This window comes from Chitinolyticbacter meiyuanensis (assembly GCF_008033135.1).
GTDB classification, from domain to species: domain Bacteria; phylum Pseudomonadota; class Gammaproteobacteria; order Burkholderiales; family Chitinibacteraceae; genus Chitinolyticbacter; species Chitinolyticbacter meiyuanensis.
This window is the reverse complement of the sequence record NZ_CP041335.1, coordinates 1,519,897-1,532,413: the sequence shown is the minus strand read 5'-3', so window position 1 is coordinate 1,532,413 and position 12,517 is coordinate 1,519,897. Positions and strand designations below refer to the sequence as shown.

Here is a 12,517-nt window from a genome sequence, read left to right as displayed (position 1 = left end):
AGCCTCACCAGCCAAGTGCGGCATTAAGCTGGGCGAAGCTGCGCGAGCGCGCTGCCTGGCCCTCGACCTCGTCCAGCCTGGCCTCCAGCCAAGCGAGTTCCGCCTCCTGCCGGGCCGCCCGATCAGCGCGACCAAGCCGCTGGTTGGCCGCGGCGTCGTCCAGCAGGCGTTGCGCCCGCGCTTCGCCAGCGGTCAGCAGCGGCAGCGCTTGCTGCGCCTGCTGCCATTCGGCCAAGGCCTCCTCGACCTCACGCAGCGCGTTCAGCATGGTCTTGCGATAGTGGGCAATCGCCAGCGCATGTTCCGCCCGTGCAGTTGCCACTTCGGCCTCGGTACGCCCGCCATCGAACAGCAGCCAGTCCACACCCGCCCCCAGCGCCCAGGTCAGGTAGTCGTGATCAAGGAACGAACCCAGCGCATTGCTGGCAAAGCCGGCACTGCCGGTCAGGGCGATGCGCGGATAGCGCAACAAGCGCGCCTGCTCGATGCCGATGCGCTGCACCTCGACCTGCTGCCAGGCGGCCAGCAGATCGGGGCGGCGGCCCAGCACAGTGACGGGCAAGTCCGGCGCCACCTGCAACACCGCCTGTGGCAGCGGCCCATCGGCCAACGGCAACGACGCCGCATCCTGCCCAAGCAGCATGGCCAACCGAGCCTGGGCCTGGGCCGCCTGCCGTCGCTCGGCCAGCATGCCCAGCTGTACCCGGTCACCTTGATTCAGTGCCGAAGTTTCGGCCTGCCGATCCACGAGGCCGAGCCGCTTGCGCGCCACGGCGTCGTGCTGCATGCGCCCGGCGAGCCCCTGTTGCTGTTGCAGCAGGGCCAGCCGGACCTGGGCCAGACGCAGATCGGTGTAGGCCAGCACCACCTCGCGGGCAATCAACAGCCGGAGTGCCGCTGCATCCTGCTCGGCCGCCGTCAGGCTGGCTTGGCCAGCGGCACGGGCGCGGGCCACCCGGCCGAACAGGTCGAGCTCGTAGCTCAGTGCGACGCCGACGTTCCGCCGGTTTTCCTCATAGCCGGGGATATCCCAGAAAATCAGCTGACCCGCCTCGTCGAGATCGGACACCCGCTGCCGCGGCACGCGGGTGCGCTGCACATCGGCGCCGGCGCGCATCGTCAGCATGCCGGATGCGTCGGCCACGCCGGCATGGCCGCGGGCAATGGCCACGCGCTCGACAGCGATCGCGATGTCGGCATTCGCAGCGAGCGCCGCGGCGACCAGTGCATCGAGTTGAGGATCGCCGTAGGCCTGCCACCAGGGCGTCGCCGGTGCCAGCGGCGTGACAGCAGCAGCGTTGCGCCAGCCCGCGGGGGCAGCCGGTGGCTGGGTGGGCGACTCGTTCACCATGCTGGCGCAGCCGCCGAGCAGCAGCGCCAACACCGGGGCAATGCGGGACTTCATCGCGGCGCCCCGGCCGCAGCAGGCAGCCGCACGATGACACGCTGGCCGATCAACAATTGCGGTGCCTGCAGCGCCACCACGGCTTCGACCACCCGTACGTCCTGTTTTTCCGCCGGATCGTCGCTGCGCGTGCGCAGGCCCACGGCCGGCGACACGCGCAGCAGCCGCCCCGCGAACTTGCGCGACTCATCCACTTCCAGCGCGATCTCGACCGGTGAACCAGGTTTCAGCTGGGCGATGAAGCGCTCTTCGAATTCGGCGCGCACCACACGGGGCCGGGCCGGGGCGAACAGGAACAACGGAGTGACGTTCAACGTGCTGACGCCATCGCCGGGCCGCACGTCGCGGCGTACGATCTGGCCATCGCTGGGTGCCCGCACCGTATGCCGCGAGACTTCATGCTCGGCCACCTGCCACTTGCGCTGCAGCACCTGCGCACGCTGATCCACCACGCCCAGCTCGGCCTGCAAGGCGGCGACGTCATCGCGCGCCGTGTCCAAAGATTGGCCTGGCGCCAGCTCAGCCGACACCGCCTGCTGCAACCGCTCCACCTCGCGGCGGGCGGCAGTCAGCTTGGCGCGCAACGGCGCCGTTTCCGCCCGCGCCGCGCGGTACTCGGCTTCAGCGAGACCGGCCTGCAGGCGGGCCTGTTCATCGTCCAGCACCGCCAGCACCTGTCCGGCGCGGACCTGGTCGCCCTCACCCACCGGCACCGACTTGATCACGCCGTCGCGCTGGGCCGCCAGCTTGACGATGCCCCCTTCGACATCGACACGGCCGCGGGCAACGGCCCCCAACTCGGCCGGTTTCGCCACCGACTCCGGCTGCTCCCGGTCCGCCAGTGCCCAGATGGCCGTCAGGGCGCAGACCAGCGCCAGGCCTGCCCCCCATATCGTCGGTTTCCGCCAGTTCATGCGTGCTCCTGTCCGCCATCGGCGGCAGCTTCGTTGTGCTGGATGCGCTCGTCGCGCCGGATCTGGCCGTCTTCAAGCTCGATCAGCCGGTCCGCACGTTGGTGCAGCCGCGGATCGTGGGTGACCACCAGCACCATGGCACCACGCTCACGGGCAATCCGATGCAGCAGGTCGACGACGATGGCGCCGTTGTGGCTGTCGAGCGCACTGGTCGGCTCATCGGCAAAGATCAGTTCGGGGTGCTTGACCAGCGCCCGAGCAATGGCCACCCGCTGCTTTTCCCCGCCGGAGAGCTCGATCGGCCGCAAGTGCGCCCGTGCCGCGAGGCCGACATCCTCCAGCGCGGCCATGGCCCGCTCGCGGGCTTCGGCCTGCGGCAGATCGCCGTACTGCAAGGGGAAGACCACGTTCTCCACGGCAGTGAGCGCGGCAAACAGGTTGAACCCCTGGAACACGAAGCCGCAGTGCTGCAGCCGGAAGCGATCGATCTCGCCCTCGTCCAGTTGCCACAGCGCCTTGTCCAACGCCGTCACCGTTCCCTGATCGGGCCGCATCAGACCGGCCAGCATGGCAAGAAAAGTGCTCTTGCCGGAGCCGGATGGCCCCATCATCAGGGTGAGCTCACCGGCATTGAGCGCCAGCGAAGCGTCACGGATCACTCGCTGGGTCAGCTCGCCCGCGCCGAATGATTTGGCAATGCCCTCGCACCGGATCACGACCTTGGCCATGCGCACCCCTACCTCAGCAACGTGGCCGGATCGGCCTTGTACAGCGGCCGCAGCGCATACAGGCCCGACAGCAAGGCAATGGCCAGGATGATCGCGGTGCAGCCCAGCAGCAGCCAGCTGGGAAACAACATCGGCACCTGTGCCCAGTTCGCCAGTACCCCAATGCCGAGCGACAGCACTCCCGTCAGCACAAGGCCGCAGGTACCGATCCAGAACGCCTGCTCCAGCACGATGTTGCGTAGTGCCTGGCGCGATACGCCCAGCGCGCGCATGGCGGCGAATTCCTTCAGCGACGCAAGGATGGCCGACGCCAGTGTCTGGCTGGTGATCACCGCCCCGACCACCAAGCCCAGCAGCGATGCGACGCCGGCGCCGATACCGGCCCCGGATTCGAACAACCAGTAGAGCTGCGATTGCAGCGAGAAATCGTCGGCCAGCCACAGCGAATGGCGGCGCCCGCTGCTCGATCCCGCCAGATCGGTGACCACCCGCTCGCCATCGCTGCCGGGGCGCAGCGCGAGCAGCAAATAAGTGATGTCCTGCGCATCGGGCGTCGCCTGCAGCACCTGCCGCAGGGTCGGCTGCCCCATCAGCACCGTCACACCGCCCACCGCGCGCACGCCTTCGACAAAACCGGCGATGCGCGCCCGCTTGCCGTTGATTTCCACCGGTGCACCGACGTAGGCATTGAGCTTGTCGCGATCCGCCACATCGATCAGCACTGCACCCGGCTCATCGAGCAGCGCACGCTGCGCGCGCGTCAGCAGGTGCGCATAGGCCAGGCCATCCGGGCGGGCATCGATGCCATTGATGACCGCGGTCACCGCCACGCCATCGTCGCGGCGCCAGTCGCCGTAACCCTGATAGAGCGGCTCCACCCGAGCCACGGCCGGATGCAACCGCGCATCGAGATCCGCCGACGGCAGGATGCCCCGCCCCAGATCCACGCTCTGCGTGCCCCGATAGCCGATCCATACCTGCGCCCCCGACTGGTCGATCACAGCCGACACGCTGCCGAGCAGACCCAGCAACAAGGCAACCTGTACTACGATCAGCAGCCCGGCAAACGTCACCGCCAGCACGGCAGCGAGATAACGTCGCCATTCGTAGCGCAGCGAAGCCCGAGCCAGCGACACCTTGCTCATCGGCCGCTCCACCGTAAGGCAATGCAAAAAGGAATATTCCTTCGCAAAAAGAGCGCATCATTGGCTTTCATCGTCATCCGCTCGACTCAGGGCTTCAGATAGCTGCGCAGCACATCGGCCAGCGCACGCGCGGTCGCCACCCGGTCCAGGCCGGGATTGACGTGGAAATCGACCTGCAGCCCGGATACCAGTGCGGACAGCACATTGGCCAGACCATCGAGGCTAGGCAGGTCGGCGCGGATCAGGCCGTCCTGCTGCGCCTTGCGCAGCGCGTCCACCACTTCCCGGCGCAACTGGCCGTCGCGTTCAGCCACGCGCTGCATCAGACCGGGATTGCGGGCGATCTCGGCCCAGCTCTCCACTCCGATATCGTCCTGAGCCCCTTGCAGCAAATCGGCCAGGTCAGCCGCCTTGAAATCGAGCAGCGCGGCAATGCCTTCGGCACTGCCCAGATAGCGTCGCACCAGCGCGAGATAGTCATCGAATTCGCGCTCGACCAATTCATCGATGATTGCGTCCTTGCTGGTGAAGTGCCGATACATGGAGCCAGGGCTGAGCTCGGCTTCCTTGCAGATTTCCTCCATGCGCGCAGCGTGGAAACCGCGCAGCCGGAATACCCGCTTGGCAGCAGCGAGGATCTGTTCACGGCGGACATCGGCCAGGGTTTCGTTACGGGTGCGCATGGATCAATTCAAAGACGGAATATTCATTCGCATAATCCACCGCAGGCATGATCCAGTCAATCAGCTGCAGAGAACAACCGACGAGCGCACAGGAGATCGACGAACTGTGAGCCGCAGCCCGCATGCAGAAGCAGCTGCACCGGCCCGGCGGATCCCAAGCCACTGCCGCGAAGCGCGGCTACTCCCGGCCCACCTGGAATGGTTCGCCGGTGGCAAAGAACTGCCCGCCTGCCACGTAGTGGATGCTGTTGCGCGCGGCATCGGGGAAATGCCAGCGGCCGGCCGAGAACACGGCCGGGTCGGCCCAGGCGGCGACCACCTCGGCAAGGAACAGATCGTGCCGTGCTTCGTTGTCCGGCCGGGGCATGACCTTGCACTCCAGCCACGCCAGGCAACCTTCGATCAATGGCGCGCCAACGAGGCTGGCCGGGTGCGTCACCAGGCCATGGTGGGCAAACTTGTCGTGGTCGCGACCGCTGCTGTTGCCCACGGCCTCGACCATGGCGGCCTGGTGCCGGGCCGGGATCGCCAGCACGAACTCGCCGGACGCTTCGATCAGCTTGCGGCTGTGCGTGCCGGCATCGATCACGACTGCCACCTTGGGCGGATCGAAATCGAGCGGCATCGCCCAGGAGGCAGCCATCACATTGCGTACGCCGCCATGGGCGCTCGCCACCAACGTCACCGGGCCATGGTTGAGCAGCAGGTAGCTTTTGATCAGTGGCACGGCAACGGCCTGATGCATGGTCACTTCCTTTTCTTGCGTTTGTTGCGATAGCGCTCGAATTTTTCCTGGGTGGCGTCGGCAGTGCGCGCGCCAAAGGCATAGTGGCTTTCCAGCCACATCACGTTGATGATGCCGAAGGCGAGCGCCAGGCCGAGCCCCAGTATCCAGGCGAAGTACCACATGGGGTTCTCCTTGAGTCTGTACAAGGCCGCCGTGGCGGCCAGCGTTGAAAAGCGCGGCGGCAGCAAGCTGCCCTGCCCGTTCAGTAACTGGTGTGGGTCTCGCGCTGGATCTGCTCGATCGTCACTGTGCCGCGCATCACGCGGTATACCCAGCTGGTGTAGATGGCGATCAGCGGCACGAAGATCGCCACCACCGCCAGCATGATGGTCAGCGTCTTGTGGCTGGACACGGCATCCCACGCGGTCAGGCTGGACACCGGGTCGATGCTGGACGGCAGCACGAACGGGAACAGCGCGATGCCGGCGGTGACGATGATGGCAACCACGCTGCCACCGGTGGCCGCGAGCGCCGCCCAGCGCCAGCGCAGCCACGCCGCGAGGCACGCCAACAGCGGCAACAGCACGCCCGCCGCCGGGATCAGCCACAGTTGCGGCAATGCACGGTAGTTGGCCAGCCATAGCCCGACCCCGCGTACCACTTCCTTCTGCAGCGGCGTGACCACGCCGTTCACGTCGCCGATCCTGCCGATGCCGAACCCGGACAGCGATTGCATCCAGACACCGAGCATCGCGAACAGGCCGGCGGTGACCAACCCCGCTACCACCGTGGCGCGCCGTGCCCGCTCGGCCACGTGGGCGTCGCTTCTCAAGTAGAGGAAAGCCGCGCCGTGCAGTGCCAGCATGGCGACCGCCAGCACGCCGGTCAGCACGGTGAAGCCGCTGAACAGGCCGAGGAAGCCCCCGTGGTAGCTCACCCGCAAGGTTTCGTCGTAGCGGAATGGCAGGCCGAGGAACAGGTTGCCAATGGCCACGCCGAACACCAGCGCCGGGAATACACCTCCGACGAACAGCCCCCAGTCCCAGGCACCACGCCAGCGCGGGTCTGGCAGCTTGCTGCGGTAGTCAAAGCCCACCGGGCGCAGGAACAGTGCGAACAGCGTGAAGACCAGCGCCACGTATAGCACCGAGAACGCCGCCGCATACACCAGCGGCCAGGCCGCGAACAGCGCGGCGCCGAAGGTGATCAGCCAGGTCTGGTTGCCCTCCCAGGTAGGGCCGATGGTGTTGATCACCACGCGGCGCTCGTCGTCGGTACGGCCCATCCACGGCAGCAAGGTGGCCACGCCGAGATCCCAGCCGCCGGTGAGGGCAAAGCCCAGCATCAGAAGGACGATCAGCCCCCACCACACCAGTTTCAGCGTTTCATAGTCGAGCATGGTCATCCCCTTACGATGCGTTCGATTGCGCAGCCAGCGCGCTCTGGGTTTGAGCACCGGTCTCGCGGAAGTAGCGACCGGTATGCAGGCTCGATGGCCCCAGGCGGATGTACTTCAGCATCAGATACATCTCGATGGCGAACAGCAGCACGTACATCGTCAGCAGCCCGATCAGGCTGAACCACACCTGGCCGGCATCGACGGCCGAGGCCGATAGGAAGGTCGGCAGCACGCCGGAGATCGTCCAGGGCTGGCGACCGTACTCGGCGACGAACCAGCCTGCCATGATGGCCACCCATGGCAGCGGAATCGACACCACGGCGAGCTTGAGCAGCCAGCGCTGCGGCGCGAGGTTCTTCCTGGCGAGGAACCAGAACGACGCGGTGAAGATGAACAGGAACAGGATGCCGAGTCCCACCATCACCCGGAACGACCAGAACAGTGGCGCCACGCGCGGAATCGTATCGCCCGCCGCCGCATTGATCTGCGCCGGAGTGGCATCGACCACGTTGGGCGTGTACTTCTTCAGCAGCAGGCCAAAACCGAGGTCCATCTTGTGGCGCTCGAACTGGCGCTTCAGATCCTCGGTCGCCGTACCGGCGCGCAAGGCCACCAGCGCCTCGTAGGCCAGCATGCCACTCTTGATGCGCGCCTCATGTTCGCGGCGCAGCTCCTTAATGCCGATCACCGGCTGATCCACCGAGCGGGTGGCGATCAGGCCAAGCACATAGGGGATGCGTACTGCATAGTCGGTGCGCTCCTCTTCCTGGTTGGGCAGGCCAAACGCGGTGATCGCCGCCGGCGCCGGGTGGGTATCCCATTCCGCCTCGATCGCGGCGAGCTTCACCTTCTGCACTTCGCCGGTGGTATAGCCCGATTCGTCGCCCAGCACGATCACCGAACAGACCGACGCCAGGCCGAAGCCCGCTGCCACCGCGAACGAGCGCAGCGCAAAGCCGGTGTCGCGCGCCTTCAACAGATACCAGGCCGATACGCCGAGCACGAACATCGACGCCGCCACGTAGCCCGCCGCCAGCGTATGCACGAACTTGGCCTGCGCTACCGGGTTGAAGATCACCTCGGCGATGCTGACAAGCTCCATGCGCATGGTCTGGTAATTGAACTCGGCGCCGACCGGGTTCTGCATCCAGCCGTTGGCGATCAATATCCACAGTGCGGAAAGGTTGGAACCCAGCGCCACCAGGAAGGTGACGAACAGATGCTGCACCTTGGAGAGCCGGTTCCAGCCGAAGAAGAACAGACCAACGAAGGTGGACTCCAGGAAGAACGCCATCAGCCCTTCGATCGCCAGCGGCACGCCGAAGATGTCGCCGACGTAGTGCGAGTAGTAGGCCCAATTGGTGCCGAACTGGAACTCCAGCGTCATCCCGGTGGTGACACCCATGGCGAAGTTGATGCCGAAGAGCTTGCCCCAGAAGCGGGTCATGTCCTTGTAGATCTGCTGGCCAGTCATGACGTAGACCGATTCGCAGATCACCAGGATCCAGGAAAGCCCGAGCGTGAGCGGGACGAACAGAAAGTGGAACATCGCGGTCAAGCCGAATTGCAGCCGCGACAACTCCACCACTTCAAGGGCGGGCAGCATGGGTATCCTCGGGAAGAGAGCCGTTGGCCGATCGGGCCTCGGGCCGGGTTGAAGCCGCCGCAGCCGGGCCGATCAGCTGCTGGCTGATGGCCGACTGCGGCACCGACATTTTCTTGGTACGGGTCAGCGGCTCGGAGAACCACAGCGTCTTGGCGCCCCAGAGCAGCGCGATCTTCAGTAGCAGCACCAGCGTGATCTCCGCCCAGAGCGGCAGGCCGGTGCGCAGCACACCCGGTTTCATTTCAGCCCTCGCCACGCAGGCGATCGGTGAAGCCGAGCACCTTCTGCACCTTGGCGCCCAGCCGCATCAGCCCGGCCAGTGTTTCGGGCGAGAGGCGCTGCACCTCGTCGAACCAGGCGGTGGCCATCTCGATCAATTCGTACATCTCGCGCATGCGGCCTTGGGCGTAGCGCTCCTCGTCGGTCTGCGGCGTTTCCAGCAAGGCTTCACGCAGCATCGACAGCGTGGGCTCAATCTCGCGGCGGCGCTTTTCCTCGGCCAGCGTGCGGAAGATCTCCCAGATATCCTTCGGCGCCTCGAAATAATCGCGTCGATCGCCCGAGCGATGGATAAGCTTGGCCAGGCGCCAGCCCATCAGTTCTTTCATCCCCATGCTGACGTTGGAACGGGAAAAGCTCAGCGTTTCGGCGATCTCGTCGGCGTTCAACGCCAGCGGCGAAATGAACAACAGCGCGTAGATCTGGCCCACGGTGCGGTTGATGCCCCAGCGGCTGCCCATCTCGCCAAAGTGCAGGACAAAGCGTTCGGTCAGTGGTGTGAGTTGCATTTTGTGAAGTTTCAAGAATTTTTGAAAATTGTAAATTCGAGTTTGATCTGGATCAAGCCCCCGATTGAACCTCCGCCACCCTTCCCCTCTCGGAACCCCCGCATTGCATGGCCGACAGCGCGCGAAACAGCTAGCATCGCGGCACTGCAAACCCAATCCCTGCAATGCAAGCTCTTGCCATCACCCTCAACGGCGCAGCTTTGTCCGCCAGCCTGATCATGGCCATTGGCGCGCAGAATGCGTTCGTGCTGCGCCAGGGCATCGCCCGGCAGCAGGTGTTGCTCACTGCCCTGACCTGCTCGCTATGCGATCTGGTGCTGATGAGTACCGGCGTCGCCGGCATGGGCGCGCTGCTCACCCGATTCCCACAGCTGCAGTTCTGGATGGCGATCGCCGGCGCGGTATTCGTCGCGGGGTATGGCGTGCTGGCGCTGCGCAAGGCGCTGAAGCCCACGCCATTGACGTTGACCACCCAGCAGGGCCTCGCCCGGCCTGGCGCAGTGGTGCTGGCCGGCATCGGCTTCTCGGTGCTTAACCCGCACGCCATTCTCGATACCGTGGTGCTGGTCGGGGGCATCGGCGCACAGCAGCCGCTGGCGGCACGCCCCTGGTTTCTGCTGGGTGCCGTCGGCTATGCCTTTGCCTGGTTCTTCACCCTGGCCTTCGGTGCCAGCCGACTCACGCCGCTGTTTCGCAAACCTGCCGCTTGGCGCGTGCTTGATCTCGTCATCGCCGGCATGATGTTCGCCATCGCCATCTCGCTGCTGCACCAAGCCCGGCTCATTTGACCCGACAAGCCGCTGGCAAGCCGACCAGCAGGCACTAAGCTGATTCCATGACGACCTCGCCGACCCGCTGCGCCTGGTGCAGCACCGATCCCCTCTACCAGGCCTACCACGATCAGGAATGGGGCGTGCCCTGCCGCGACAGCCAAGCGCTGTTCGAACTGCTGTGCCTGGAGGGTGCGCAGGCGGGGCTGTCCTGGATCACCGTACTGAAGAAACGCGCACGCTACCGCGAGGTGTTCGACGGTTTCGACCCACAACGCATGGCCGGCTATGGCGACGACAAGGTCGCCGCCTTGCTGCTTGACCCAGGCATCGTGCGCAATCGCGCCAAGGTGGCCGCCTTTATCGGCAACGCCAGGGCTTGGCTGGCCTTGCGCGATGATGGCATCGACTTCGCCCAGTGGATCTGGGGTTTCGTCGACCATGCGCCGCAGCTGAGCCACCCCACTACACTTGCCGACGTACCAGCACGTACCGCCACGTCGGATGCCATGAGCAAAGCGCTGCAGGCACGCGGCTTCAAGTTCGTCGGCAGCACCATCTGTTATGCCTTCATGCAGGCCGCCGGCCTGGTGAACGATCACACCCGCGACTGCTGGTGCGCACCAGCCCCGGCATGACGGCAACATGTAAGAAAACGCAGTTCATCAGGGCAATACCGGGTATCTGGCCTGCCACCTTGTAAGTTAAAGTAACGGCTTATATAGCTATCCGCTACTGGAGAACACGATGAAGATCAGCCAGCGCATCCTGCTTTTGATCGGGGTGGCCATCCTAGCGCTCTGCGTGGTGGGCGGCATCGCCTTCGTGCAGTTGAGCCGCACCGAAACCTCGATCACGCACCTGGCCGACGAATCGCTCGCTGGGCTGGAGAAGCTCTACGCGGTGAACAACAGCTACAAGGTGCAGCAGCTGGTGCTCTACCAGCTGGGCGGCTCCTTCGATGCGAGCTTGCGCCAGAAGCTCAACGCCTCGCTCGAAAACAACACCAAGACCATCCAGGAAAACCTCAAGACCTACGAAACCACGGTGGTCTCCACCGAAGAGCGCCAGCTGTACAGCGCCTTCCAGCCCAAGCTCGCCGCATTCAACGCCGCCGCCGCCGAGGTGATCCAGCAGGCCGATGATTTTGGCGATGTAGCGGCCTCGCTTGGCAAGATGCGCGAAGCCGCCCTTGCCGCCGAGACATCGCTGCAGCAGCTCGTCGCCTACAACGTCAAGCGCGGCCAGGTTTACCGGGCCGAGGTCGAGGCCAGCCAACGCAACGGCAAGATCCTGTTCACCGTTGTCATCCTCGCCGCCGTGGCCGGCCTCGCGGTGTTCGGCACCATCCTGTTGCGCGCGATCACCGGCCCGCTGACGCGAATGCAGCAGACCGTCACCGACATCGGTCAATCACTCGATTTCACCCGCCGCGTGCAGGTATCGAGCAATGACGAGATCGGCCAGACCGTGACCGCCTTCAACGGCCTGATCGAACGCCTGCAGCGCAGCCTGCGCGAAGTCAGCGGCAAGATCACCGAAGTCTCGGGTTCCGCCAACCAGCTGTCGCAAACCGCCAATGAACTGTCGCAGACCGCCCACCACGCCAGCGAAGCAGCCTCCAACATGGCCGCTACCGTCGAGGAGGTCACCGTCAGCATCAACCACGTGGCCGATCGTTCCGGCGAAGCCGACCAGCTGTCACGCAAGTCCGGCCAACTGGCCCAGGATGGCGGCCACGTGATCGAGGGCACCGTCGCCAAGATCGATGGCATCGCCGACACCGTGCGTGCCGCCGCCGACGAGATCGCCGCGCTGCAGGCCAAGAGCGCCGACGTCTCCGCCGTGGTGAACGTCATCAAGGAAATCGCCGACCAGACCAATCTGCTGGCACTGAATGCTGCCATCGAAGCCGCACGAGCCGGCGAACAGGGCCGCGGCTTCGCGGTGGTGGCCGACGAAGTCCGCAAGCTTGCCGAGCGCACCTCGCAATCCACCCAGGAAATCGCCGGCACCATCCTCGCCATCCAGCAAGGTGCAGATTCCGCGGTGGCACGGATGCAGAATGCCGTCGGCCAGGTCGAGGAAGGCGTCGGCGAAGCCCGTGCCGCCGGCGATGCCATCCGCCAGATCCGCCAAGGTTCCGGCGAGGTGGTCGCACGCGTGGCCGATATCAACGGCGCCATCCGCGAGCAGAGCGTTGCCAGCAACAACATCGCCCAGGTAGTCGAACGCATCGCACAGATGGCCGAGGAAAACAGCGCCGCTGCCGGCCACACTTCGCAATCAGCCGAACGCCTGCAGCAACTGGCGCGAGACATGGAACAAACCGTCAGCCGTTACCGCGTGTGA

At 65.4% G+C, this 12,517-nt stretch carries 14 protein-coding genes; 3 read left to right on the top strand and 11 right to left on the bottom strand.

Annotation, left to right across the window (positions count from 1 at the left end):
• Positions 1–4: 4 nt before the first annotated feature.
• From FLM21_RS07375 to FLM21_RS07325, 11 genes are all read right to left on the bottom strand, one after another.
• Positions 5–1,405 (bottom strand): TolC family protein, encoded by a 1,401-nt coding sequence (locus FLM21_RS07375; protein WP_148714952.1) that lies wholly within the window; start codon positions 1,403–1,405, stop codon positions 5–7.
• Complete coding sequence (locus FLM21_RS07370) at positions 1,402–2,319, bottom strand: HlyD family secretion protein (protein WP_148714951.1); 918 nt, start codon at positions 2,317–2,319, stop codon at positions 1,402–1,404. The genes FLM21_RS07375 and FLM21_RS07370 overlap by 4 nt, the downstream gene beginning before the upstream one ends.
• Entirely contained in the window at positions 2,316–3,047 is a 732-nt protein-coding gene (locus tag FLM21_RS07365) for an ABC transporter ATP-binding protein (RefSeq protein WP_148714950.1), read from the bottom strand. The genes FLM21_RS07370 and FLM21_RS07365 overlap by 4 nt, the downstream gene beginning before the upstream one ends.
• An 8-nt stretch (positions 3,048–3,055) precedes the next feature.
• Entirely contained in the window at positions 3,056–4,192 is a 1,137-nt protein-coding gene (locus tag FLM21_RS07360) for an ABC transporter permease (RefSeq protein WP_148714949.1), read from the bottom strand.
• Positions 4,193–4,278: 86 nt separating this feature from the next.
• Positions 4,279–4,875, bottom strand: a complete 597-nt coding sequence (locus tag FLM21_RS07355) for a TetR/AcrR family transcriptional regulator (protein ID WP_148714948.1) — start codon at positions 4,873–4,875, stop codon at positions 4,279–4,281.
• 178 nt (positions 4,876–5,053) lie between these two features.
• Positions 5,054–5,620 (bottom strand): flavin reductase family protein, encoded by a 567-nt coding sequence (locus tag FLM21_RS07350; RefSeq protein WP_148714947.1) that lies wholly within the window; start codon positions 5,618–5,620, stop codon positions 5,054–5,056.
• 2 nt (positions 5,621–5,622) lie between these two features.
• Positions 5,623–5,784, bottom strand: coding sequence for a cytochrome bd-I oxidase subunit CydX (cydX, locus tag FLM21_RS21660; RefSeq protein ID WP_148714946.1), 162 nt, complete (start codon positions 5,782–5,784; stop codon positions 5,623–5,625).
• A gap of 80 nt (positions 5,785–5,864) precedes the next feature.
• Positions 5,865–7,001 (bottom strand): cytochrome d ubiquinol oxidase subunit II, encoded by a 1,137-nt coding sequence (cydB, locus tag FLM21_RS07340; protein WP_148714945.1) that lies wholly within the window; start codon positions 6,999–7,001, stop codon positions 5,865–5,867.
• A gap of 10 nt (positions 7,002–7,011) precedes the next feature.
• Positions 7,012–8,607 carry a cytochrome ubiquinol oxidase subunit I gene (locus FLM21_RS07335; protein WP_148714944.1) on the bottom strand — a complete coding sequence of 532 codons (1,596 nt, stop codon included), beginning with the start codon at positions 8,605–8,607 and terminating at the stop codon, positions 7,012–7,014.
• Positions 8,591–8,848 (bottom strand): hypothetical protein, encoded by a 258-nt coding sequence (locus FLM21_RS07330; protein WP_148714943.1) that lies wholly within the window; start codon positions 8,846–8,848, stop codon positions 8,591–8,593. The genes FLM21_RS07335 and FLM21_RS07330 overlap by 17 nt, the downstream gene beginning before the upstream one ends.
• Before the next feature lies 1 nt (position 8,849).
• Positions 8,850–9,395: a GbsR/MarR family transcriptional regulator gene (locus FLM21_RS07325; protein ID WP_148714942.1), complete on the bottom strand. Its 546-nt coding sequence runs from the start codon at positions 9,393–9,395 to the stop codon at positions 8,850–8,852.
• Between the two features lie 164 nt (positions 9,396–9,559).
• On the opposite strand from FLM21_RS07325, the gene FLM21_RS07320 reads away from it, so the two are divergent.
• From FLM21_RS07320 to FLM21_RS07310, 3 genes are all read left to right on the top strand, one after another.
• The gene (locus FLM21_RS07320) at positions 9,560–10,183 is read left to right on the top strand and encodes a LysE/ArgO family amino acid transporter (protein ID WP_148714941.1); all 624 of its coding nucleotides are present in this window, start codon (positions 9,560–9,562) and stop codon (positions 10,181–10,183) included.
• Between the two features lie 47 nt (positions 10,184–10,230).
• Positions 10,231–10,803 carry a DNA-3-methyladenine glycosylase I gene (locus tag FLM21_RS07315; RefSeq protein ID WP_148714940.1) on the top strand — a complete coding sequence of 191 codons (573 nt, stop codon included), beginning with the start codon at positions 10,231–10,233 and terminating at the stop codon, positions 10,801–10,803.
• A 109-nt stretch (positions 10,804–10,912) separates the two neighbouring features.
• Positions 10,913–12,517: a methyl-accepting chemotaxis protein gene (locus tag FLM21_RS07310; protein ID WP_148714939.1), complete on the top strand. Its 1,605-nt coding sequence runs from the start codon at positions 10,913–10,915 to the stop codon at positions 12,515–12,517.